The organism is Brachymonas moutaii (nom. illeg.), assembly GCF_049977365.1.
Lineage (GTDB): Bacteria > Pseudomonadota > Gammaproteobacteria > Burkholderiales > Burkholderiaceae_C > Brachymonas.
Genome location: NZ_JBNGEN010000001.1, coordinates 287,139 through 310,430, shown reverse-complemented (window position 1 = coordinate 310,430; position 23,292 = coordinate 287,139). Strand labels below are relative to the sequence as shown.

The following is a 23,292-nucleotide window of genomic DNA, read 5'->3' as shown; positions in this document are numbered from 1 at the left end:
CTGAGAAAATCGGAAGATCACAGCTTGTCCACAGGATTGTGCACAGGGTGTGGAGGGGGAATCCTCTACCATAGCGGCCTGGCTTCCGTATCCGGATGTCCAGTCGATCTACCCATTTCCATCATGAATCACCCCCAGGACGCCCTTCCCGACATTCCGCAGGATATGCCCGATTACCCCAGCTATCCGGACTATGGCGGCGCTTCCGATGAGCGCATTGCCCAGCTGCGGGTGCCACCGCATTCGGTGGAGGCCGAATCCAGCGTGCTCGGCGGGCTGCTGCTCGACAACAATGCCTGGGACCGCGTGGCCGACCTGCTGGTCCCCAAGGACTTTTACCGCTACGAGCACCAGATGGTGTTCGAGTCCATCGGCAAGCTCATCAACGCCAGCAAGCCAGCCGATGTGATCACGGTGTTCGAGACGCTGCAGAGCCTGGGCAAGGCCGACGAGGTGGGGGGGCTGATCTACCTCAATGCCTTGGCGCAGTATGTGCCAAGCGCCAGCAACATCCGTCGCTATGCAGAAATCGTGCGTGAAAGATCGATCCTGCGCAAGCTTGTGACAGCCAGCGACGAAATTGCGACTACCGCCTTCAATCCTCAGGGCATGCCGGTCGACAAGATTCTGGATCAGGCCGAGCAGAAGATCTTCAAGATCGGCGAGGAAGGCTCCCGCATGAAGGAGGGCTTCCAGCCGATGGAATCGCTGGTGGTGGAACTGCTCGACCGGGTGCAGGAAATGGCCGACAACCCCAATGACATCACGGGGGTGCCCACGGGGTTCTATGACCTCGACCGCATGACCAGTGGCATGCAGGCGGGTGATCTGGTGATTCTGGCGGCACGGCCTTCCATGGGGAAAACGGCCTTTGCGATCAATATCGCCGAACATGTGGCGCTGACCGAAGGCCTGCCGGTGGCCGTGTTCTCGATGGAAATGGGCGCTGCCCAGCTGGCCGTGCGTATCGTGGGTTCCATCGGGCGCATCGACCAGGGGCGGCTGCGCACCGGCAAGCTGACCGACGAGGAGTGGCCCCGCCTGACCGAGGCCATCGAGAAGCTGCGCACCGTGTCCATGCACATCGACGAAACGCCGGGCCTGACGCCCAGCGAGCTGCGCGCCAACGCCCGGCGGCTGGCACGCCAGTGCGGCAAGCTGGGCCTGATCGTGGTCGACTACCTGCAGCTCATGAGTGGCAGCGGGGGCGCCAGCAGCGAAAACCGCGCCACCGAGCTCAGCGAGATTTCGCGGGGCCTCAAGATGCTGGCCAAGGAGCTGCAGTGTCCGGTGATCGCGCTCTCGCAGCTCAACCGCAGCGTGGAAACCCGTACCGACAAGCGTCCCATGATGAGTGACCTGCGCGAATCAGGCGCCATCGAGCAGGATGCCGACGTCATCATGTTCATCTACCGGGATGACTACTACAACAAGGAAAGCCGCGAACCCGGAGTGGCCGAGATCATCATCGGCAAGCAGCGCAATGGCCCGACCGGTACCGTGAAGCTTGCCTTCATCAAGCCCCTGACCAAGTTCGAGAGCCTTGCCAGCATGCCCGAAGAATTCTGAGAGGGCGCCATCCGCTCGGCGCTGGCTGGGTCAGGAGTCTGCTGGTGGGGCCATGCGTACCCAGCCACGCACGCTGTTCACGGCCCACAGGGTTTCGTCTGGAGCCAGCACCCGCAGCCGCTCCATGGGCAAGGGGGCTTCTTCCAGCACGCCACGCTGCAGCAGTGCCTCGCGCAGCGTGCCAGCCAGCAGCCCGGCGGTACGGGGAGGCGTCAGCCACCGGCCATCGGCGGTATGCAGCACCATGTTGGCGCGGGTGGTTTCGGTGACCTGGCCCGAGTGTGTGTACAGCAGGACATCCCAGGCGTCGGGATGAAGGGAGCTGGCACGGTCGTAGTGGCTGCGACGCGTGGTCTTGTGCAGCAGCCAGGGACGCAGGGTGTCTGGCATGGGAGCATCGGCCCAGGCTACGGGCTGTGGGGGAGCGGACAGCGCCTCTCCTGCAGGAGGAGAAAGCCAGTGAACCGGCGCCAGTCCATCGCTGGACCAGATGCGCAGCGCCGGAGAAACATCGCCCTGCAAAAGCGTGGCAGTGGTCGAGAGGGTGCCTTCGGCCGTCTGCACGAGGCGCACGCGCCAGCATCCGCCGGAATGCATGCGGGCACAGGCGTCGAGTGTGTTCTGCCTCTGGGCGCGGGACACAGGGCGGAAGTTCCAGGCACGGGCCGACGCTTCGATGCGATCCAGATGCAGGGGCAGCAGGGCATAGCGCCCATCGACCAGCAGCAGGGTCTCGAACAGGGCAAAGTCGGGCTGCGGCAGCGGAGGGGTATCGAGAAAGCAGGCCTTGAGCTGTGCTTCGGAATATTCGGCCTGTGCGTTCGATGACCAGGTGATCCCGCTGCCCACGCCAGAGGTAAGCCGGCCGCTGGCATCGGCCACCACGGTACGGATGGCGACGTTGAAGACGGCCCTGTCAGGATGCACAATTCCCACGGCACCGCAGTACACCCCCCGGGGTTCGGCTTCCTGCCCGGCAATGCGTGCCATGGCCTTGCGCTTGGGCGCTCCGGTGATCGAACCGCATGGAAAGAGCGCCCGCAACACATCTGGGAGGGTGGTCTCTGGCCTGACGGTGGCTTCCACGGTGCTCGTCATTTGCCACAGGGTGGGATAAGGCTCGGTCGTGAAAAGCCGGGGAACCTGCACGCTGCCTGTCGTGGCGATCTGTCCCAGGTCGTTGCGCAGCAGGTCGACGATCATGACGTTTTCGGCCCGCTCCTTGGTGTTGGAACGCAGGGCCTCGGCCTGTGCTGCATCTTCGGCCGGGGTGGCACCGCGTGGAGCGGTCCCTTTCATGGGACGAGTGACGATGTGTCCCGTGTGCCGGTTCCAGTCGAAGAACAGCTCGGGCGACAGCGACAGCACCTGTTCATCCCCCCAGTCCAGCCAGGCGCTGTAGCGGGCCTGTTGACGCTGGCGCAAGGCCTCGTGGTAGTGCCAGAGGCCCAAGGGGCGTTCGGAGGTCTGCGTCTGCGTCTGCGTCTGCGTCTGCGTCTGCGTCTGCGCATGCGCATGCAGGCGCAGGGTGTGGTTGACCTGGTAGACCTCTCCGGCAGCAATCGCTTCCCGGATGGCTGTGATGGCTGCCTGGTGCTCGGCGGCATCTTCTGCCATGTGCCAGACAGGGGCATCCGCAGGTGCAGCAGATGCGGGGAGCTGGACGGCATGGATGGGCAGGCCCTGGGTGCCCTGGGCATAGTCCGGGGCGGCATCGGGAGCGTCGAACAGGGCAAAGGCCACCAGCGGCTGCGCAGAAGACGATGCGGCAGACGGTGTCGCCAGAGGCAGCCATGCCGCAGCGGCCTCGTAGGCGACATAGCCTACTGCCCAGGCTCCCCGGCGCGTGGCTGCATCGACCTCTGCCAGCGCATCGGCCACCTGATCGGCCCGCCATGCCATGCATACGCGGTGCGCCTGTGTGAAGACGAGCCGCTCCATCCCGCCCTGTGCATCGGGAAAATCGACCACCATGCGGATGGCGGCAAGAGAGGGCATGGGCATGTCCGGCATGTCTGGAAACAGGGCTGGGCAAGACGATACGGCAGCGGAGACAGGGTGCTGGCCAGGCAAGGGCCAAGGGCAGCATGCACACGACAGCACACCACGGCGCGGCAAGGCACTACAGAACTGCATGGCGCAGTGCCGCAGGCCTTGCCGGGCATCGTCACAGCAGGTGCTGCAGCGACTCCTGCTGTGGATTCAGAGCACTTCGCTGGCGAAATCGGCCAGGCGGGAGCGTTCGCCACGGGCCAGCATGATGTGCCCGCTGTGGGGCCAGCCCTTGAACTTGTCCACCACGGCGGTAAGGCCGGAGGAGCCTTCGGTGAGGTAGGGCGTGTCGATCTGGGCCAGGTTGCCCATGCAGATGATCTTGGTCCCCGGACCGGCCCGGGTGATGAGCGTCTTCATCTGCTTTGGGGTGAGGTTCTGGGCCTCGTCGATGATGACGAACTTGTTCATGAAGGTGCGGCCGCGCATGAAGTTCATGCTCTTGATCTTGATGCGGCTGCGCACCAGTTCCTGCGTCGCGGCACGTCCCCATTCGCCGGCACCGCCGTTGCCCGAGCCTTCGCCCTTGGTGAGGAATTCGAGGTTGTCGTCGAGCGCGCCCATCCAGGGCCCCATCTTTTCTTCTTCGGTGCCGGGGAGAAAGCCGATGTCCTCGCCCACGCTCACCGTGGCGCGGGTCATGATGATCTCGGTGTAGCGGCGCTCGTCGAGCACCTGGGTGAGGCCACAGGCCAGCGCCAGCAGGGTCTTGCCGGTACCTGCCGTGCCGGTGAGCGTGACGAAGTCGATCTCGGGATCGAGCAGCAGGTTCATGGCGAAGTTCTGCTCGCGGTTGCGGGCCGTGACTCCCCAGGCCGCGTGCTTGGGGTGCGTGCAGTCGCGCAGGGTCTTGAGCACGGCACTGTCGCCCCGGATTTCCACCACGCGGGCGTACAGGCTGGGTTCACCGGGCTGCTCGAAGTAGACGAACTGATTGACCAGCATCTGCTGCGCAAGCGGGCCGTGCACGCGATAGAAGGTGTATGCACCTTCCTGCCAGCTTTCGATCCGGTCTGGGGTGTCCCAGAAGTCCGGGGGCAGGGGAAGCGTGCCGTTGTAGAGCAGCTCGTCGTCGTCGAGGGTCTTGTCGTTCTGGTAGTCCTCGGCGGGCAGACCCAGCGCACGTGCCTTGACACGCATGTTGATGTCCTTGGAGACCAGCACCACTTCGCGCCCGGGATGGAGCTGTTCGAGTGCAGCCACGACGCCGAGGATCTGGTTGTCTGCCTTGCCCTGGGGCAGGGAGTCGGGCAGCGTGGAGCGCAGTGCCTCGGTCTGGAAGAAGAGCCGGCCGGTGGCTTCGCGGTGGCCGGTGGCGTCGAGCGGCATGCCATCGGACAGGTCCTGCCGATGCACGGCTTCGACCAGGGCATCGAGTGTGCGACTGGTCTGGCGCACATTGCGGGCCACTTCGGTGACCCCCTTCTTGTGGTTGTCCATTTCCTCGAGCACGATGAGCGCGAGGTAGATGTCGTGTTCCTGAAAGCGGAACAGGCTCATCGGGTCGTGCATGAGCACGTTGGTATCGAGCACAAAGAGCTTGCGGGCCGCCGGTGCCGCTGCGGACGAGGGGGCCGCCTGAGGTGCAGGAGGGGCACTGCGCACGGGAGTCTGTGGGCTCCTGGCCGGGACACGCGGCTGCGGTTCGGCCGGCGCGGTGCGCGCTGTCACGGGGGCAACAGGGGCTGCAGGAGCGGGCGTCGATGCCGCAGATGCATTCCCTGCGCTCTTGCGGGCGCGGCGTGCGGGCTTGGCTGCCCGGTCGGGTGCGCCAGCAGGCTTTGCGGTGTCAGGCAAGGAGGAAGATGTGTCCGCCGCCTCGGGAGCAACGGCAGGCTCAGCCTGAGGCATGGGTTCCATGAGCGCAGCCTTGCGCTTGCGCGTGGCTGTCTTGCGCGGAGCGGGTGCCGCCGGGGAAGGAGCGGAGTCGGTCTCTGCGGCAGAGGCCGTGGCCTGCAGGGGCACGTCGGCAGGATCGGCGTCGGCTTCGGAGAGCTTGCGCGGCTGGAAGTATTGGGAATCCAGCAGGCTGGCCGGTTTCTTGGGAGGAGGAGGCAGGGGCATGGGTACGGGAGATGAGGTCTATGGCAACACACCAACCACACCACGGCATGGGCAGCGTGCCAGAAGGACTTGCGTGTCTGTTGCCTGCCAATATACAACCTGCGGTGGCGGTTCTGTCACGGCAGCGTCATCATCCCTATGACGCTGCGCCCCCCTGCAGCCGGCAAGGTGCGGCATGTCGCTCCCGCAGCCGTGGCCACTGGCGCCGGGACCGTGCCCGGTGCCGGTGGCCGGATTCCTGCCGGCACAGGGATGGTCAGGTGCGGCTCGATGGGAAGCTGAACACACTGCCTTCGCGCACGCCGGCCGAAGGCCAGCGCTGGGTGATGGTCTTGCGCTTGGTATAAAAGCGCACGGCATCGGGCCCATAGGCGTGCAGGTCGCCGAAGAGGCTGCGCTTCCAGCCTCCGAACGAGTGGTAGGCCACTGGCACCGGCAGGGGCACGTTCACGCCCACCATGCCGACCTGGATATGGTCGGTGAAATGGCGTGCCGCCTCGCCGTCGCGCGTGAAGATGCAGGTGCCGTTGCCGTATTCGTGTGCGTCGATGAGCTGCATGGCCTCGGCCAGGGTGTTCACACGCACAATGCCGAGCACCGGCCCAAAGATTTCTTCCTGATAGATCGTCATGCCGGGTCGCACATGGTCGAACAGGCAGGGGCCGATGAAATAGCCTTCCTCATGTCCGGGCACGGTGAGCGTCCGGCCATCGACCAGCAGGGTGGCACCTTCGGCCACGCCCTGGTCGACATAGCCACGCACCTTGTCGAGATGCTGGCGGGTCACGAGCGGGCCCATGTCGCAGGTATTGTCCGAGCCGGGCCCCACGTGCATGGCGGCAATCTCTTCCTTGAGACCGGCAATGAGCGCATCGGCCACCTGGTCCCCCACGCACACCGCCAGGGGCACGGCCATGCAGCGTTCGCCGCAGGATCCATAGGCCGCTCCCATGAGGGCATGCACGGCCTGGGCGATGTCGGCATCGGGCATGACCACCGCATGGTTCTTGGCGCCTCCCAGGGCCTGCACGCGCTTGCCGGCCCTGCAGCCCTCGGCGTAGATGTGCTCGGCCACGGGGGTGGAGCCGACAAAGCTCACCGCCCGCACCCGCGGGTCGTGCAGCAGGGTCTCCACGGCCTCGCGGTCGCCATTGACCACATTGAGCACCCCAGGGGGGAGGCCAGCCTCCAGTGCCAGGCGGGCGATGTACAGCGTGCTCGACGGCGCGCGCTCGGAGGGCTTGAGCACAAAGGTGTTGCCGCAGACCACGGCCATGGGCCACATCCACAGCGGCACCATGGCAGGGAAGTTGAAGGGTGTGATGCCTGCAGTGACCCCCAGGGCCTGAAATTCGCTCCACGAGTCGATGCCGGGGCCGACGTTGCGGGTGTGCTCGCCCTTGAGCAGCTCCGGCGCATAGCTGGCGTATTCGACGTTTTCGATGCCCCGCTGCAGCTCGCCATGCGCATCCGACAGCACTTTGCCGTGCTCGGCCGTGATCAGCGCGGCAATCACGTCGGCCTGCTCCTCCAGCAGAACCCGGAACCTGGCCATGATGCGCGCCCGCTTGAGCGCAGGCGTATTGCGCCATGCCGGAAAGGCCTGTTCAGCCGAGGCGATGGCGGCCCCGACGGTGGAAGCCTCGGCCAGTGCCACCTGGGCACGGATGGCTCCGGTGGAGGGATCAAACACGGGCTGGGTGCGGGAGGAATCGGAAGACACCAGGGTGCCATCGATCAGATGGCCAATGATTTTCTGCATGGTCGTGAATAGGGGGAGGCAAAGGGAAGAAGGAATTCCCTCCGACCCTGTGGCGCATGCCTGTCGATATGCAGCCTGGGAGGGAGGGAAAAAGCAGCATCAGGACCTGGCTCTCCCCCGCAGGAGAGAGGCACCCGCAGGCGCGGGAGCTCTGAGCCAGGGCCCCATGAAGAGGCACTGTCAGGCCACCTCCGAGAGAGCATCTCCCAGGGCGCTCACCAGACGGTCGATGTCGGCCGGCTCACTGATGAAGGGAGGCGCCAGCTGGATGGTGTCGCCGCCATAGCGTACATAGAAGCCTTTCTGCCAGCATTTCATGGCCACCTCGTAGGGGCGCAGGGCAGGTTCGCCGGGCAGAGGCGCGATGCTGATGCCTGCAGCCAGACCGAAATTGCGGATATCGGCCACATGGGGAGCCCCTCGGAGGCTGTGCACGGCCTGCTCGAAATACGGTGCCAAGGTGCGTGCGCGTTCCGGCATGGCCTCGCGCTCCAGCAGATCAAGCGCCGCCAGCCCTGCCGCACAGGCCACAGGGTGGGCCGAATAGGTGTAGCCGTGGGCAAATTCGAGCATGTACTCGGGGCCACCTGCTGCCATGAAGGTGTCGTAGATCGTCTTGCTGGCCACCACCCCGCCCAGCGGCTGGGCTCCGTTGGTGACCTGTTTGGCAAAGTTCAGGATGTCAGGCGTGACACCGAAGGCTTCGGAAGCCGTCCATGCCCCGCTGCGGCCGAATCCGGTGATCACTTCATCGAAGATGAGCAGAATGTCATGCTGGGTGCATATCTCGCGCAGGCGCTGCAGATAGCCCTGCGGAGGAATCACCACCCCGGCCGACCCGCTGAAGGGCTCGACGATGACAGCGGCAATGGTGCTGGCATCGTGCAGGGCAATCACGTCAAGCAGCCGGTCCGCCAGGGCACGGCCCCCTTCGGGAGGCAGGCCCCGATGAAAGGAACCCATGGGAGGTTGCGTGTGGGGCAGGTGATCTGCCTCGATGCCCTGTCCGAAGGTCTTGCGGTTTCCGCCGATGCCGCCCACGGAAATGCCGCCGAAGTTCACGCCGTGGTAGCCCTTTTCGCGTCCGATGAAACAGGTCTTGGAGGCCTGACCACGGGCACGCCAGTAGGCACGTGCCATCTTGAGCGCCGTGTCGGCCGATTCCGATCCACTGCCGGTGAAGAACACATAGTCCAGCCCTTCCGGTGTCAGTGCCTTGATTTTGTTGGCCAGGGCGAAAGACAGCGGATGACCGAACTGGAACCCGGGGGCATAGTCGAGCCGCGATACCTGCCGGGCCACTGCCTCGCTGATCTCGCGGCGGCCATGTCCCAGACCGCTGCACCACAGGCCAGAGAGACCATCGAAGATCTTGCGTCCCTCGCTGTCGGTGTAATAGGCGCCCTGCGCCGAAGTGATGATGCGCGGATCCTGCTTGAACTGGCGGTTGGCCGTGAAGGGCATCCAGTGGGCATCGAGCCAGGCGGCATCCTGACGCAGGGGGACATCGGCGGCCGTCTGGGTGGGGACGGGGAGGGGGGATGAGGGCACAGCAGTTTGGGCAACAGGCGGGTTCATGTGAGACAGCTCCATGGGCAACAGGGGAGAGCGGAAAAACCGGGACGGGATCGTGCGGCATTCCGAAGTCCATTCTGCGAAGCGGTGTTGCTCTTTAAAATAGGCATATATCCATGTTCAGTTGCCGATTCATGCAAGCAAACATCTCGTCAGATGCTCCCGATGCGGCTCCCGCTGTCCTGGCAGCCGCCACGGGGCGCTCACGGGCCGTGCTGGGCCAGCTCAGCGACATGGATCTGCGGCTGCTGCAGGTGTTCAAGGCCGTGGTGGAGTGCGGAGGGCTTTCCGCCGCCGAGCTGGAGCTCAACATCGGCACCAGCACCGTAAGCCGCCATCTCAAGGACCTCGAAACCCGGCTCGGCCTCACCCTGTGCCGACGCGGGCGGGGCGGCTTTGCCCTGACGCCCGAAGGCCAGCGCGTCTACGACGAAACGCTGCGCCTGCTCGCAGCCGTGGAGGGCTTTCGCGCCAGCGTCGATGACATCCACGCCCGCATGGGCGGAGCCCTGCACGTGGCCGTATTCGAAAAGACTGCCAGCAACCCCGAGGCCCACATTGCCGAAGCCATCGCCGCCTTCGTGCAGCGTGCCCCGCATGTGGATCTGCACCTGCATGTCGGTTCCATCCGCACCATCGAACGCGGCGTCATCGATGGCAGCTTTGCCGTGGGCATCGTGCCCACGCACCGCAGTTCCGCCAGCCTGCGCTATGACCGGCTGTTCGGCGAAACCATGGGGCTGTACTGCGGCACGCAGCATCCTCTGTTCGGAGCCAGCCATGCCGCACTGGACTGGCACGCCCTGCGTCAGCGGGGCGATTTTGCAGGGCTGGGCTACCACTCTCCCAACATGGAGCTGGCGCATGCCAGACACCTGCCGCGTACCGCCACCGGTTTCGATCAGGAGGGCATTGCCACACTGATCCTCTCTGGCCGCTTTCTGGGCTTTCTGCCCGACCACTATGCCGCACCCTTCGTGGCCACAGGCCGCATGCAGGCTGTGCGGCCTGGCGTGCTGCGCTACGCCTGCGATTTCGTGAGTGTGCTCAGGCGGTCCCCCCGGCCGGCACGTGCGGCACTCGCCTTCCATGCCTGTCTGCTGGAAGCGCATCGGGAATCTTCCTGACTGGGCGGAACGGCAGGCACAGCACCTGACAGACAGTTGTAAGCACATGCCGAAATATTCTTTATTGAAAATAAGACGAGTGCATATCATGACTTCATGTTTTGAAAGAGGTCCTGCGCCATGCCATCGTTCCCCACAGGCTCCTGGAGCCGTCGCCATTTCGTCACCCGTCTGCCCGCACTCGGAGGTGCCGTTATGGGCAGCTCCTGGCTCGCCGGCTGCAGCAAGCCCCAGCAGGTCGAGTTGCTCAATGTGAGCTATGACCCCACCCGGGAGCTCTACCAGGACATCAACCGGGCCTTCACCAAGGCCTATGCCGCACGCAACAGCCATGTGGCCCTGCAGGTCAAGCAGTCGCATGGAGGCTCGGGCAAGCAGGCACTGGCCGTCATCAATGGCCTCAAGGCCGACGTCGTGACTCTGGCCCTGGCTGCAGACATCGACCAGATTGCCAGGCAGGCCAAGCTCCTTCCGGCCGACTGGCAGAAGCGCCTGCCCAAGAACAGCACCCCCTACCGCAGCACCATCGTCTTTCTGGTGCGCAAGGGCAATCCCAAGGGCATTCACGACTGGAACGACGTGGTGCGGCCCGGCGTCGCAGTCATCACCCCCAACCCCAAAACGTCCGGTGGTGCCCGCTGGAACTACCTGGCAGCCTGGGGTCAGGCCCTGCAGCGCACGGGCTCGGCCGAACAGGCACGCGCCTTCGTGGCCGATCTGTATGCCCATGTGCCCGTGCTCGACACGGGTGCGCGCGGCTCTCTCATCACCTTTGCCCAGCGGCATATCGGCGATGTGCTCCTGTCCTGGGAAAACGAGGCCTATCTCGCCCTCAAGGAAATGGGACAGGATCAGTTCGACATCATCACCCCACCGGTGAGCATTCTGGCCGAGCCGCCCGTGGCCCTGGTCGATCGCAATGTCGACGCACGCGGCACCCGCGCCATTGCCACGGCCTACCTCGAATTTCTTTACACCCCCGAGGCCCAACGCATCATGGCCACGCACTGGTACCGTCCCGCCGACGAGCAGGTCGCGCAGACCGTGGCAACGCAGTTTCCCAGGCTGGAGCTGTTCACTCTCGACAAGTATTTCGGGGACTGGACCCGGGCCCAGAAAGAGCACTTTGCCGATGGCGGCGTCTACGACCAGCTGGTGGCTGCACGAGGCAAATCCTGAGGCGATGCACGCTGTGCAACGGGGGCTCGGCCATGCCGCGTCCACAAGCCGCCGTTTATCATGGAATGCGGGCCCCCTGCAGGGGCCGCAGCGACAGAGCCGGCGGCTTTCTGCCCATGGCCTGCCGTGCACGCATGAAAGGCATCCAGGATGAAAACCATCGGGCTCATCGGCGGCATGAGCTGGGAATCCACCATTCCCTATTACCGCCAGATCAATGAAGCGGTCAAGCAGGCACTGGGAGGACTGCACTCGGCCAAGATCGTGCTCTACAGCGTCGATTTCCAGGAGATCGAATCCTTGCAGCACCAGAACGACTGGGACACGGCAGGACAGCACATGGTCCGGGCCGCATCTGCGCTCGAAGCCGCCGGGGCCGATTTTGTCGTGCTCTGCACCAACACCATGCACAAGGTGGCACCGGCCATGGAGACAGCCGTGCACATTCCGCTGCTGCACATTGCCGATGCCACGGCCCATGCCATCCGGCAGGCGGGGCTTGCGCGCGTGGGGCTGCTGGGCACGCGCTTCACCATGGAGGAGCCTTTCTACCGTGATCGTCTGCAGCGCATGCATGGCATCGATGTGCTGGTGCCTGAAGCCGCAGACCGTCTTCTCGTGCATGAGGTCATCTACCACGAGCTGTGCCTGGGACGCATCCACGAGACCTCCCGCACGGCATTCCGCGCCGTCATGCAGAGGCTCGTGGAGCAGGGCGCCCAAGCCATCATCCTCGGCTGCACCGAAATTTCTCTGCTCGTGCACCCCGAAGATGCCAGCGTGCCGCTTTTCGATACCACCACCCTGCACGCACAGGCCGCTGCCCGGCTGGCTCTGGGGAGCTGAACGGCACACCGAACCTGCACCCGCCGTGGTATGGCACAAAAAAGCCACCGCAGTGCGGTGGCCTGGGTGGAGGAGGGCAGGGCAGGCCTCCCCGGCAGCCTCTCTCCACAGAGTGGGGCGGCCGCAGAAGGCGAGGCCCTGCAGGCCCCCAGTCGATCAGCCCAGCACCTTGGCAATGCTGGCGCAGACGTGACCGATGTTCTTGTGGTTGAGCGCAGCCACGCACATGCGACCGCTGTCGGTGCCGTACACACCGAACTCATTGCGCAGGCGCACCATCTGGTCCTTGGTCAGACCGGAATAGCTGAACATGCCGATCTGCTGCGTGATGAACGACATGTCGCGCTGCACGCCGGCCGCCTGCAGACCTGCGACCAGGGCCTGGCGCATTTCCTTGATGCGGGTACGCATGTGGCCCAGTTCCTCTTCCCATTGCGTGCGCAGCTCGGGAGTGTTGAGCACCGTGGCCACCACCGTGCCGCCATGCACCGGCGGGTTGCTGTAGTTGGTGCGCACCACGATCTTGAGCTGGCTCAGCACGCGCGCAGCAGCATCCTTGCTGTCGCAGACGACGCTGAGCGCACCGACGCGCTCGCCATACAGGCTGAAGCTCTTGCTGAAGGAGGTGGACACGAAGAATTCCAAGCCAGAGGCCACGAACTTGGCGATGGCAGTGCCGTCCTCGACCAGACCGTTGCCGAAGCCCTGATAGGCCATGTCCAGGAAAGCCACCAGCTGGCGTGCCTTGACCACCTCGACCACCTGATCCCACTGCGCAGCAGTGATGTCGTAGCCGGTCGGGTTGTGGCAGCAGGCATGCAGCACCACGATGGTGCCGGCCTCGGCGCCCTGCAGGCTGGCGAGCATGCCCTCGAAGTTCACGCCGCGCTTTTCGGCGTCATAGTAGGCATAGGTCTCGACCTGAAAGCCTGCATTGGTGAAGATGGCGCGGTGGTTTTCCCAGCTGGGGTTGCTGATGAGCACCTTGGCAGCAGGACGCAGCTTCTTCAGAAAGTCGGCGCCCAGCTTCAGGCCGCCCGTGCCACCGAGCGCCTGCACGGTGCAGACACGGCCACCCTGCACGAGATCGCTCTCGGCACCGAACACCAGGCCCTTGACGGCGCTGTCATAGGCGGGAAGACCGTCGATGGGCAGATACCCGCGGGCAGCCTTCTTCTCCATCATCATCTGCTCGGCGGTCTGCACACACTTGAGCAGGGGCAGCTTGCCGTTGCCGTCGAAATAGACGCCCACGCCGAGGTTGACCTTCTGGGGATTGGCATCGGCGGCGTACTGTTCATTCAGACCCAGAATCGGGTCGCGGGGGGCCATTTCTACGGCAGAAAAGAGAGACATGAAATTTTTCCTTAGTGGAGACGAGACAACAGAGACATCCGCGAAGACAGGTTGCACCGTGCATCTGCCCAGAGGAGAACCCCATGAGATTCCCGGCAGGAAACCGGCATGTCAGCCGACAGTGCCATCCTTCTGTCTTGCCCCCCTATTGTAAAAGCCGCACAACGGCTGTGCACAGAGATGGCCGGGATAGGGAGACCTAAACCCGTCATGGTGCCGGAAGGTGACAGCAAGCACGCCCCGCATGCATCGCGCGGAGGCACACCGGGCCGCTGCAGACCGGGCATGATTGCTTTACATTGCGCGATTCGCCTCCATCTCCTTGCCATGCCAGACACTCCTTCCTCCTCCGACGCACCGGTGGCCGCCACGTCCGGCCGCTTTGCGCATTTTCCCGATTCGCCCTTCGAGCTGTTCGAACCCTATCCGCCCGCTGGCGATCAGCCCACGGCCATCGACAAGCTGGTCGAAGGAGTCCAGGATGGCGAGGCCTACCAGACCCTGCTCGGCGTGACCGGGTCCGGCAAGACCTACACCATGGCCAATGTCATCGCCCGTCTGGGGCGCCCGGCCATCGTGTTTGCGCCCAACAAGACCCTGGCGGCCCAGCTCTACAGCGAATTCCGCGAGTTCTTTCCCAAGAACGCAGTCGAATACTTCGTCAGCTATTACGACTACTACCAGCCTGAAGCCTACGTGCCGCAGCGCGACCTGTTCATCGAGAAGGACAGCGCCATCAACGAACACATCGAGCAGATGCGCCTGTCGGCCACCAAGAGCCTGCTGGAACGCAGGGACGTGGTCATTGTCGCCACGGTGTCTGCCATCTATGGCATCGGCAGCCCAGAGGAATACACCGAGATGCGGCTCATCACGCGGGCGGGCGACCGGGTGTCGCAGCGTGACTTCATCGCCCATCTGGTGCGCATGCAGTACACCCGCAACGACATGGATTTTGCGCGCGGCACCTTTCGGGTGCGTGGCGACACCATCGATGTCTTTCCTGCAGAACACTCGGAGCTGGCCATCCGCATCGAGATGTTCGACGACGAAATCGAGGCGCTCACGCTCTTTGACCCCCTTACCGGCAAGACAGTGCACAAGGTGCCGCGCTTCGCCATCTACCCGGCAGGCCACTACGTGATGGGGCGCGCCAGCGTGCTGCGCGCCATCGAGACCATCAAGGCAGAGCTGTCGGAGCGACTCAAGCAGTTTCTCGATGACGGCAAGCTTGTCGAGGCCCAGCGGCTCGAACAGCGCACCCGGTTCGACCTCGAGATGATGCAGGAAGTGGGCTATTGCAAGGGCATCGAGAACTATTCACGCCACCTCTCCGGCGGAGCCCCCGGCGATCCTCCTCCCACGCTGGTCGAGTATCTGCCTTCCGATGCGCTGATGTTTTTCGACGAATCTCATGTCCTCATCGGACAGTTCAACGGAATGTACAACGGCGATCGGGCCCGCAAGACCACGCTGGTGGAATATGGGTTCCGTCTGCCGTCGGCACTGGACAACCGTCCTCTCAAGTTTCCGGAATTCGAGCAGCGCATGCGCCAGTCGATCTTCGTGTCGGCCACGCCCGGGGACTACGAGCTGCAGCACTCTGGAGGCGCGGTGGTCGAACAGGTGGTGCGGCCCACCGGTCTGGTCGATCCCATCGTGGAGGTGCGCCCAGCCACCCATCAGGTCGATGACGTGCTGCAGGAAATTCACGAGCGCGTCAAGGTGGGCGAGCGGGTGCTTATCACCACGCTCACCAAGCGCATGGCCGAGCAGCTCACCGACTACCTCACCGAGAACGGGGTCAAGGTGCGCTACCTGCACTCCGACATCGACACCGTCGAGCGCGTCGAGATCATTCGGGACCTGCGCCTGGGCGCCTTCGACGTGCTGGTGGGCATCAACCTGCTGCGCGAAGGACTGGACATTCCCGAAGTGTCGCTGGTAGCCATCCTGGACGCCGACAAGGAAGGCTTCCTGCGAGCCGAACGCAGTCTGATCCAGACCATCGGCCGGGCAGCCCGCAACGTGCATGGCAAGGCCATCCTCTATGCCGATCACGTCACCGAATCCATGCGGCGCGCCATGGGCGAGACCAGTCGGCGCCGAGCCAAACAGCTCGCCTTCAATGCCGAGCACCACATCACCCCGCGCAGCGTGGTCAAGAAGGTGCGCGACCTCATCGATGGGGTCTACAGCGACAAGGCCGGCAAGGCTGCACAGGCACAGGATCTGGTGCGTGCCTACGTCGAGGACGTGAGCGAGAAAGACCTTTCCCGTGAAATCAAGCGTCTGGAAAGGCAGATGATGGAGCATGCCAAGAACCTGGAGTTCGAGCAGGCTGCCCGAACCCGCGATCAGCTCGCAGCGCTCAGGCAACGCGTGCTGGGCGGTGCCGCACACGATGCCGTGGAATGACATGGTGGGTGTGGCCTGTTTCTTGCTTTGAAATGCGCCGGGTTGCCTGCAGTGCCTCATTCTGGGGCGCGCATGTCCGGCAGGGGGTACATGGGACCCCCACCCGCACCTTTGCCGGGCACGCCCCTCCATGGAGGCATCGGGATGCACAGGCCTTGTCCATCCTCGAACCGAGACACTGCCCCCGCTCACATCCCTTTCACTTGATTTCAGACAAGGCGTCGGCGCAAATTTTGTGCCTTCCAGCGACGTACTTGAGAGAATTTCTCAGTTATCGGGTATACTTGAGTCAAATAGTAGGAAAAGAGGTCCGCTGGCCTTTGACCGAGGTTTGCGCTGGCGGTGGGGCAAAACCCTGTCCCTCCGTGTCTTTCCTTTTTTCCAGACTTGTGGAGCACATGCACATGCGACTTACTACCAAGGGCCGTTTTGCAGTCACCGCCATGATCGATCTCGCCCTGCGTCAGAGCAGTGGCCCTGTCACGCTGGCTGCCATCAGCCAGCGCCAGCAGATTTCGCTGTCCTACCTGGAGCAGCTGTTCGGCAAGCTGCGCCGTCACCATCTGGTCGAATCCACCCGGGGTCCGGGTGGCGGCTACACCCTTGCACGCAAGGCATCGGACATCAGCGTGGCCGAAATCGTCGTGTCGGTGGACGAGCAGCTCGACGCCACCAGCTGCGGCGGCAAGGAAAACTGCATGGGTGAACACAACGGCCCCTGCATGACCCACGATCTGTGGACCAGTCTCAATGCCAAGATGCTGGAGTTTCTGCAGTCCATCAACCTCCAGAAGCTGGTCGACGACCAGCTCAGCAAGGGCGTGCAGATCGAGGATCGGCCCATGCTCAAGCGCGCCATTTCCTCCACTCCGGTGCTCAAGCCCGTGCGCGTCAACGCCCCCAACTCCGTGTTTGCGCTGGGGTCCACGCCGCTGGCCAAGTGACCTGGCAGGGGGAACGCCCAAGTACCCGCATCGCGGCCGTTGGCAAGTCTCCCCTCACAATGTTTCCTTTCGGGCGCGGTGGTATACCACGCATCCTCAGAATTTGATACGAGAGCATCATGACCGACAAGCAATATCCCATCTATCTCGACTACGGTGCCACCACGCCGGTGGATCCGCGCGTGGTCGATGCCATGGTGCCCTGGCTGCATGACCATTTCGGCAATCCCGCCAGCCGCAGCCATGCTTGGGGCTGGGAAGCGGAAGAAGCCGTCGAAAAGGCCCGTCAGCAGGTGGCCGACCTGATCCACGCAGATTCCCGCGAAATCATCTGGACCAGCGGAGCCACCGAATCCGACAACCTCGCCATCAAGGGCGCTGCCCACTTCTACCAGGGGCGTGGCAAGCATCTCATCACGGTCAAGACCGAGCACAAGGCCGTGCTCGACACCATGCGCGAGATGGAGCGCCAGGGATTCGAGGTGACCTATCTGGAAGTGCAGGAAAACGGACTCATCGACCTTGAACGCTTCAAGGCCGCCATCCGTCCCGACACCATCTTCGTGAGCGTCATGTTCGTCAACAACGAAATCGGCGTCATCCAGGACATTCCTGCCATCGGAGCCATCTGCCGTGAAAAAGGCATCATCTTCCACGTCGACGCCGCACAGGCAACCGGCAAGGTGGAAATCGATGTCAACACCATGCCCATCGACCTGATGAGCCTGGCGAGCCACAAGACGTATGGCCCCAAGGGCATCGGTGCCCTGTATGTGCGCCGCAAGCCACGGGTCCGCATCGAGGCCCAGATGCATGGTGGTGGTCATGAGCGCGGCATGCGCAGCGGAACCCTGCCTACCCACCAGATCGTGGGCATGGGAGAAGCCTATCGCCTGGCCAAGGAAGAGATGCAGCATGACCTTGCCCATGCCCGCAAGCTGCAGGCCCGGCTGCTGGCCGGACTCAGCTCGGTCGAGCAGGTCTACGTCAACGGAGACCTGGAACACCGGGTGCCGCACAACCTGAACATGAGCTTCAACTTCGTCGAAGGCGAATCGCTCATCATGGGCATTAAGGGTCTCGCAGTATCGAGCGGATCCGCCTGCACCAGCGCCAGCCTGGAGCCCAGCTATGTGCTCCGCGCCCTGGGGCGCAGCGACGAACTTGCCCACAGCAGCCTGCGCATGTCCTACGGCCGTTTCACCACCGAGGCCGAGATCGACTATGCCGTACAGGTCATCAAGGAAAACGTGGCCAAGCTGCGCGAACTCAGTCCGCTGTGGGAAATGTACCAGGACGGGGTGGACATCGGTTCCATCGAGTGGGCCGCGCATTGATGGCAGGGCAGGGGAGGCACATGCAAACGCACACGCTACCCTCCTGGCACAGACGCCCAGGCACAAGGCCCGCATGGCTGGCGGGGGTGGTGCTTGCAGCCACCCTGGGAGGCAGCATGCCAGCCCGGGCTGCCATGAACATTTCGTGCCTCATGGCTGCGCGGGTACAGGAAGCCCATGCGCAGCCCTTGCACGAGCTCATGGTCAAGGCGCAGGTGCTGGCCGTGCACGATGACAACAACCACCGCAATGATGTCGAGTGTCCCAAGCAGTTCAAGACGGGCTCTTCCCTCTGGCTGAGCCTCAATGCGCGCAAGGTGAGCCGCACAGTGCGTCCCGGCGACAGCATGTGGCTCAGCCTGCGCTACGGAGAAGACCGCAGCGGCGCGAACTGGCGCCGCTATGAGCCCATCACCTACCAGGAATATCAGGAGAGAAAAAATGGCATACAGTGAAAAGGTCATCGACCACTACGAAAATCCCCGCAACGTGGGATCCTTCGACAAATCCGATGCATCCGTAGGCACCGGCATGGTGGGGGCTCCGGCCTGTGGCGACGTCATGAAGCTGCAGATCAAGGTCAACCCCGCCACTGGCGTGATCGAGGATGCACGGTTCAAAACCTACGGGTGCGGCTCAGCCATTGCATCGTCGTCTCTCGTCACCGAATGGGTCAAGGGCAAAACCCTGGACGAAGCCTCTGCACTCAAGAACAGCCAGATCGCCGAGGAGCTTGCCCTGCCTCCCGTCAAGGTGCATTGCTCCATTCTGGCCGAAGATGCCATCAAGGCTGCTGTCAATGATTACCGTCAGAAGCACGGCGCAGCCTGAGACGGTGCTGCGCGCGCCGATCGACGTTTGAATTTCTGAGGTCGGCACGAACCTCCCCTCACGATGTCCGTGCCGACAAACTGCGAAGGTATCACCATCATGGCTATCAGCTTGACGGAAGCGGCCGCGCGTCATGTGACGCGCTCGCTGGCCAAGAGAGGCAAGGGACTGGGCGTGCGGCTCGGTGTAAAGACCACGGGCTGTTCGGGCCTGGCTTACAAACTTGAATATGTGGATGAAGTCGAGCCCGAAGACGTCGTGTTCGAGCAGCATGGCGTGAAAGTGCTGGTCGATCCCAAGAGCCTGTCCTATATCGATGGAACCGAGCTGGACTTCGTTCGCGAAGGACTCAATGAAGGGTTCAAGTTCAACAACCCCAATGAGCGCGATCGCTGCGGCTGCGGCGAGAGTTTCCGCATTTGAGGGCAAGGCACACGTCATGAACCTGCAGGACGATGACTTCACGCTGTTTGGTCTGCCGCGTACCCAGCAGCAGGACGAAGCGCAGCTCGATCAGCGCTGGAAGGCCCTGCAGCGCCAGGTCCACCCCGACCGGTTCGTGGGCGAGGGACCGGCGGCACAGCGCGTGGCCATGCAGTGGTCCGTGCGCGTCAACGAGGCCTATCGCCGCCTCCGCGACCCCCTGCAGCGTGCCGCCTATCTGTGCGAGCTTGCAGGCATGCCGATTCAGGCGGAGCAGAACACGGCCATGCCGCCGGACTTCCTGATGCAGCAGATGGAATGGCGCGAACAGCTCGATGAGGCCGACAGTGCCCAGGCTCTTCAGAGCCTCGCAGATGCGGTACGCGCGGAGCGTGACCGCCTGCTGGCTTCGCTCCAGGTGCATCTGGATGCATCGCCCGACTACGCGGCGGCGGCGTCCGAGGTCCGCTCGCTCATGTTCATTGAAAAATTCGCCAGGGATGTGCGGCAACGCCAGCTGCAGTGGCAACATGCCCAGGCAGCCGGCGCATGATGCGTCGGTTTTTTCTTCCTCAGGGGCATGGGGCAGTGCGCATGCACTCCTGACGTGCTGCATGCCTCTCTCCCTTTCATCTCTCCCATTGCCAGGCCGGTGCTGAAAGGCACCGCCTCTTTCGTCATCTATGGCTCTTCTACAGATTTCCGAACCCGGACAGACTCCGGACCCGCACGAACGGCGCATCGCGGTAGGCATTGATCTGGGCACCACGCATTCCCTCGTCGCGGCCATGCGGCATGGCGTGGCCGAATGCCTGCCCGATGCGCAGGGCAAGGTCATTCTGCCCTCGGCCGTGCGCTATCTCCCCTCGGGGGGGCGACAGATCGGCGCCGAAGCCCTGCAGCATCTGGCAGAAGACCCCCTGAACACGGTGGTTTCCGTCAAGCGGATGATGGGACGCAGCCTGCGCGACATCCAGACCTCTCTCGGGCATTCCCTGCACTACGAGCTGGTGGCCGAAGACCCGGACAAGGGCATGGTGCACATCCGCACACGCGGCGGAGACAAATCCCCCGTCGAGATCAGTGCGGAAATCCTGGCCACCCTGCGCCAGCGTGCCGAAGACACCTTCGACTCCGAGCTCTACGGCGCCGTCATCACGGTGCCGGCCTATTTCGATGACGCACAACGCCAGGCCACCAAGGATGCTGCCCAGCTGGCTGGCCTGCACGTCCTGCGTCTCATCAACGAACCCACCGCAGCCGCCATTGCCTACGGCCTCGACAATGCCAGCGAAGGCATCTATGCGGTCTTCGACCTCGGTGGCGGTACCTTCGACATTTCCATCCTGCGGCTCACCCAGGGCGTTTTCGAAGTGGTAGCCACAGGCGGTGATTCGGCGCTGGGAGGCGATGACTACGACCGTGCGCTGGCCGACCTGGTGCTGCAGCGTTCCGGCCTCGCTGCCCCCACAGCCATGGACCGTGCCGCTCTCTCCGTTGCCGCCCGTGCCTGCAAGCATGCCCTCACGACACAGGAACAGGCCCCGTGCATCGCGCGGCTCTCGACTGGAGAAGCGCACGTCCAGGTCAGTCGTGCAGACTTCGAATCCGTCACGGCCGCATTGACCGGACGGTGCCTGCAGGTCATGCGGTCGACCCTGGATGATGCCGGACTCCTGCCATCCGAAGTGCAGGGCGTCGTCATGGTCGGCGGCTCGACACGCATGCCCCATGTGCAGACAGCCGTCGGGCAATTCTTCGGCTCGCAACCGCTCACGAATCTCAATCCCGACGAAGTGGTTGCTCTGGGTGCAGCCATCCAGGCCAACCAGCTCGCCGGCAACAGCACGGATGGCAATCTGCTGCTGCTCGATGTCATCCCCCTGTCGCTGGGCATCGAAACCATGGGAGGACTGGTCGAACGCATCATCCCCCGCAACCAGACCATCCCCGTGGCCATGGCACAGGACTTCACCACCTACCAGGACGGCCAGACCGCCATGAGCCTGCATGTGGTGCAGGGCGAACGCGACATGGTGGCCGATTGCCGCAGTCTGGCGCGTTTCACGCTGCGCGGCATTCCTCCCATGACGGCAGGAGCCGCACGCATCCGCGTGACTTTCACGGTCGATGCCGATGGACTCCTTCAGGTCAGTGCACGGGAGCAGACCAGCGCAGTGGAAGCCCATGTCGAGGTCAAGCCCAGCTATGGCTTGACGGACGATGCCATCTCCCACATGCTGCAGGACAGCTTTGACGCCGCGCATCAGGACAAGGAGGCGCGTGCACTGGCCGAGGCCCGTGTGGATGCCGACCGCATCATTCTGGCCACGGAAAGCGCCCTGGCTGTCGACGGCCATCTCCTCACCGACGAGGAGCGTGCCCACATCGATGCGCTGATTGCAGCCCTGCGAGACCAGCGGCATGCCGAGGATGCCGCTGCCATCGAAGCCGCCAGCAAGGCTCTCGCCAGCGGCACCGAGGCATTTGCCGCCAAGCGCATGAACCAGAGCATCCAGCAGGCCCTTTCCGGCAAGAACATCGAGACCATTTAACCATGCCACACATCAAGATCCTGCCTCATCCCGAGTACTGCCCCCAGGGCGCCGACATTGAAGTGCCCACCGGCACCACCATCTGCCAGGGACTGCTCGACCACCATATCCCCATTGAACATGCCTGCGACATGAGCTGCGCATGCACCACCTGCCACGTCATCGTGCGCGAAGGTTTCCGCAGCCTCAATCCGATGGATGAATGCGAGGAAGACATGCTTGATCGCGCCTGGGGCCTCGAACCCGATTCGCGCCTGTCCTGCCAGGCCATGGTGGCGCAGCAGGACCTCGTCGTCGAGATTCCCCGCTACTCCATCAACCACGCCAAGGAAAAACACTGAGTACCCCTGACGGCATCGCACGTGTCCTGCGTGCCATGATGAAAAGCCTGCCGCCTCCGCAGGGCAGGGCGAGGGCGCATGCCTGATGGGCGATTTCTCCCGCAGGCGTGCCATCCACGGAAGTCATAAGGAAACCTCTTTCCATGCGTCAGATCATTCTGGATACCGAAACCACCGGCCTTGAAGTCAGCGATGGCAACCGCATCCTCGAAATCGGCTGTGTCGAGCTGGTCAACCGCCAGTTCAGCGGCAATACGCTCCACCTGTACATCAACCCCGAACGCGAAAGCGAGGAGGGCGCACTGCGGGTACACGGACTAACTACCGAATTCCTGCGCGACAAACCCACCTTTGCACAGATTGCAGATGATTTCCTGACTTTTGTGCAGGATGCGGAAATCATCATCCACAACGCAGCGTTCGACACGCGCTTTCTCGACAATGAGCTCCAGCTCGTGGGCAAACGGGAATTCAGATCCTATGTCGCAGGCGTTGTCGACTCCCTGGCACTGGCCAAGGAGCAATTCCCCGGCAAGCGCAACTCGCTGGATGCCCTCTGTGACCGATTCGGCATCGACAACTCCAGCCGCACCTTGCACGGCGCCTTGCTGGATGCCGAACTGCTGGCCGACGTCTACATCAGCCTCACCCGTGGCCAGGAGTCGCTGGTCATGGACACCGGAACCGACACACCAGAGCAGCAGTCTGCCGCTGCCAGTGCCAAGCTCGACCTGAGCCAGATCGTGCTCCCCATCCTCCATCCGAGCGATCTGGAACGTCAGGCGCATGAAGCCATGCTCGCCGTCATCGACAAGGCCAGCGGCGGAGAAACCATCTGGAAAAAAAATTCGTCCACATAGACAAAACCAGAGATTTCATGCCATAATTCAATCTTTCGCAGCAAACAACAGTG

General features: G+C 63.4%; 19 protein-coding genes. 14 read left to right on the top strand and 5 right to left on the bottom strand.

The features are described 5' to 3' along the window. Positions 1-165 precede the first annotated feature (165 nt). Positions 166-1,569 carry a replicative DNA helicase gene (dnaB, locus tag ACP2WS_RS01405; protein WP_374491631.1) on the top strand — a complete coding sequence of 468 codons (1,404 nt, stop codon included), beginning with the start codon at positions 166-168 and terminating at the stop codon, positions 1,567-1,569. 30 nt (positions 1,570-1,599) lie between these two features. Here the strand turns inward: dnaB and pabB are convergent, their stop codons facing one another. The 4 genes from pabB to aptA all read right to left on the bottom strand — a co-directional run bounded on the left by pabB (position 1,600) and on the right by aptA (position 9,025). Then, positions 1,600-3,573 (bottom strand): aminodeoxychorismate synthase component I, encoded by a 1,974-nt coding sequence (pabB, locus tag ACP2WS_RS01400; RefSeq protein ID WP_426459126.1) that lies wholly within the window; start codon positions 3,571-3,573, stop codon positions 1,600-1,602. 198 nt (positions 3,574-3,771) lie between these two features. Further along, positions 3,772-5,685: a PhoH family protein gene (locus tag ACP2WS_RS01395; protein ID WP_426459125.1), complete on the bottom strand. Its 1,914-nt coding sequence runs from the start codon at positions 5,683-5,685 to the stop codon at positions 3,772-3,774. Between the two features lie 256 nt (positions 5,686-5,941). Then, a complete protein-coding gene (locus tag ACP2WS_RS01390; RefSeq protein WP_426459124.1) occupies positions 5,942-7,447 on the bottom strand; it encodes a CoA-acylating methylmalonate-semialdehyde dehydrogenase in 1,506 nt (501 codons plus the stop codon). Between the two features lie 180 nt (positions 7,448-7,627). Continuing rightward, positions 7,628-9,025, bottom strand: a complete 1,398-nt coding sequence (aptA, locus tag ACP2WS_RS01385) for an omega-aminotransferase AptA (protein ID WP_426459123.1) — start codon at positions 9,023-9,025, stop codon at positions 7,628-7,630. A gap of 230 nt (positions 9,026-9,255) precedes the next feature. On the opposite strand from aptA, the gene ACP2WS_RS01380 reads away from it, so the two are divergent. From ACP2WS_RS01380 to ACP2WS_RS01370, 3 genes are all read left to right on the top strand, one after another. After that, complete coding sequence (locus ACP2WS_RS01380) at positions 9,256-10,149, top strand: LysR family transcriptional regulator (RefSeq protein ID WP_426459567.1); 894 nt, start codon at positions 9,256-9,258, stop codon at positions 10,147-10,149. Between the two features lie 195 nt (positions 10,150-10,344). Beyond that, entirely contained in the window at positions 10,345-11,328 is a 984-nt protein-coding gene (locus ACP2WS_RS01375; protein WP_426459566.1) for a sulfate ABC transporter substrate-binding protein, read from the top strand. A 150-nt stretch (positions 11,329-11,478) separates the two neighbouring features. Continuing rightward, positions 11,479-12,174, top strand: coding sequence for an aspartate/glutamate racemase family protein (locus tag ACP2WS_RS01370; RefSeq protein ID WP_426459122.1), 696 nt, complete (start codon positions 11,479-11,481; stop codon positions 12,172-12,174). Between the two features lie 156 nt (positions 12,175-12,330). Here ACP2WS_RS01370 and ACP2WS_RS01365 read toward each other — a convergent pair whose 3' ends face one another. Beyond that, on the bottom strand, positions 12,331-13,530 hold the full coding sequence (locus ACP2WS_RS01365; protein ID WP_374490736.1) for an amino acid aminotransferase: 1,200 nt from the start codon (positions 13,528-13,530) through the stop codon (positions 12,331-12,333). A 327-nt stretch (positions 13,531-13,857) separates the two neighbouring features. Between ACP2WS_RS01365 and uvrB the strand changes: the two genes are divergently transcribed. The 10 genes from uvrB (at position 13,858) to dnaQ (ending at position 23,239) form a co-directional block, all read left to right on the top strand. Beyond that, complete coding sequence (gene uvrB / locus ACP2WS_RS01360; protein ID WP_374490734.1) at positions 13,858-15,948, top strand: excinuclease ABC subunit UvrB; 2,091 nt, start codon at positions 13,858-13,860, stop codon at positions 15,946-15,948. 404 nt (positions 15,949-16,352) lie between these two features. Further along, on the top strand, positions 16,353-16,892 hold the full coding sequence (locus ACP2WS_RS01355; RefSeq protein ID WP_374490731.1) for a Fe-S cluster assembly transcription factor: 540 nt from the start codon (positions 16,353-16,355) through the stop codon (positions 16,890-16,892). A 119-nt stretch (positions 16,893-17,011) separates the two neighbouring features. Beyond that, positions 17,012-18,229, top strand: coding sequence for an IscS subfamily cysteine desulfurase (locus ACP2WS_RS01350; RefSeq protein ID WP_374490729.1), 1,218 nt, complete (start codon positions 17,012-17,014; stop codon positions 18,227-18,229). 134 nt (positions 18,230-18,363) lie between these two features. Next, entirely contained in the window at positions 18,364-18,684 is a 321-nt protein-coding gene (locus ACP2WS_RS01345) for a hypothetical protein (RefSeq protein WP_426459121.1), read from the top strand. Beyond that, positions 18,671-19,060, top strand: coding sequence for a Fe-S cluster assembly scaffold IscU (gene iscU / locus ACP2WS_RS01340; RefSeq protein WP_374490725.1), 390 nt, complete (start codon positions 18,671-18,673; stop codon positions 19,058-19,060). Before ACP2WS_RS01345 ends, iscU begins: the two co-directional genes overlap by 14 nt. 99 nt (positions 19,061-19,159) lie before the next feature. Continuing rightward, complete coding sequence (iscA, locus tag ACP2WS_RS01335; protein ID WP_374490723.1) at positions 19,160-19,483, top strand: iron-sulfur cluster assembly protein IscA; 324 nt, start codon at positions 19,160-19,162, stop codon at positions 19,481-19,483. Positions 19,484-19,499: 16 nt separating this feature from the next. Beyond that, the gene (hscB, locus tag ACP2WS_RS01330; RefSeq protein WP_426459119.1) at positions 19,500-20,036 is read left to right on the top strand and encodes a Fe-S protein assembly co-chaperone HscB; all 537 of its coding nucleotides are present in this window, start codon (positions 19,500-19,502) and stop codon (positions 20,034-20,036) included. Positions 20,037-20,166: 130 nt separating this feature from the next. Continuing rightward, positions 20,167-22,038: a Fe-S protein assembly chaperone HscA gene (gene hscA, locus ACP2WS_RS01325; RefSeq protein WP_426459118.1), complete on the top strand. Its 1,872-nt coding sequence runs from the start codon at positions 20,167-20,169 to the stop codon at positions 22,036-22,038. Positions 22,039-22,040: 2 nt separating this feature from the next. Further along, positions 22,041-22,379: an ISC system 2Fe-2S type ferredoxin gene (fdx, locus tag ACP2WS_RS01320; RefSeq protein ID WP_374490717.1), complete on the top strand. Its 339-nt coding sequence runs from the start codon at positions 22,041-22,043 to the stop codon at positions 22,377-22,379. Positions 22,380-22,522: 143 nt separating this feature from the next. Continuing rightward, positions 22,523-23,239: a DNA polymerase III subunit epsilon gene (gene dnaQ, locus ACP2WS_RS01315; RefSeq protein ID WP_426459117.1), complete on the top strand. Its 717-nt coding sequence runs from the start codon at positions 22,523-22,525 to the stop codon at positions 23,237-23,239. The last annotated feature ends 53 nt before the right edge of the window (positions 23,240-23,292 follow it).

Coding starts and splice junctions, on each gene's coding strand:
- dnaB (WP_374491631.1), top strand. CDS start 166: ATGCCCGATTACCCCAGCTATCCGGACTATGGCGGCGCTTCCGATGAG.
- pabB (WP_426459126.1), bottom strand. CDS start 3,573: ATGCCCATGCCCTCTCTTGCCGCCATCCGCATGGTGGTCGATTTTCCC.
- ACP2WS_RS01395 (WP_426459125.1), bottom strand. CDS start 5,685: ATGCCCCTGCCTCCTCCTCCCAAGAAACCGGCCAGCCTGCTGGATTCC.
- ACP2WS_RS01390 (WP_426459124.1), bottom strand. CDS start 7,447: ATGCAGAAAATCATTGGCCATCTGATCGATGGCACCCTGGTGTCTTCC.
- aptA (WP_426459123.1), bottom strand. CDS start 9,025: ATGAACCCGCCTGTTGCCCAAACTGCTGTGCCCTCATCCCCCCTCCCC.
- ACP2WS_RS01380 (WP_426459567.1), top strand. CDS start 9,256: ATGGATCTGCGGCTGCTGCAGGTGTTCAAGGCCGTGGTGGAGTGCGGA.
- ACP2WS_RS01375 (WP_426459566.1), top strand. CDS start 10,345: ATGGGCAGCTCCTGGCTCGCCGGCTGCAGCAAGCCCCAGCAGGTCGAG.
- ACP2WS_RS01370 (WP_426459122.1), top strand. CDS start 11,479: ATGAAAACCATCGGGCTCATCGGCGGCATGAGCTGGGAATCCACCATT.
- ACP2WS_RS01365 (WP_374490736.1), bottom strand. CDS start 13,530: ATGTCTCTCTTTTCTGCCGTAGAAATGGCCCCCCGCGACCCGATTCTG.
- uvrB (WP_374490734.1), top strand. CDS start 13,858: ATGCCAGACACTCCTTCCTCCTCCGACGCACCGGTGGCCGCCACGTCC.
- ACP2WS_RS01355 (WP_374490731.1), top strand. CDS start 16,353: ATGCGACTTACTACCAAGGGCCGTTTTGCAGTCACCGCCATGATCGAT.
- ACP2WS_RS01350 (WP_374490729.1), top strand. CDS start 17,012: ATGACCGACAAGCAATATCCCATCTATCTCGACTACGGTGCCACCACG.
- ACP2WS_RS01345 (WP_426459121.1), top strand. CDS start 18,364: ATGAACATTTCGTGCCTCATGGCTGCGCGGGTACAGGAAGCCCATGCG.
- iscU (WP_374490725.1), top strand. CDS start 18,671: ATGGCATACAGTGAAAAGGTCATCGACCACTACGAAAATCCCCGCAAC.
- iscA (WP_374490723.1), top strand. CDS start 19,160: ATGGCTATCAGCTTGACGGAAGCGGCCGCGCGTCATGTGACGCGCTCG.
- hscB (WP_426459119.1), top strand. CDS start 19,500: ATGAACCTGCAGGACGATGACTTCACGCTGTTTGGTCTGCCGCGTACC.
- hscA (WP_426459118.1), top strand. CDS start 20,167: ATGGCTCTTCTACAGATTTCCGAACCCGGACAGACTCCGGACCCGCAC.
- fdx (WP_374490717.1), top strand. CDS start 22,041: ATGCCACACATCAAGATCCTGCCTCATCCCGAGTACTGCCCCCAGGGC.
- dnaQ (WP_426459117.1), top strand. CDS start 22,523: ATGCGTCAGATCATTCTGGATACCGAAACCACCGGCCTTGAAGTCAGC.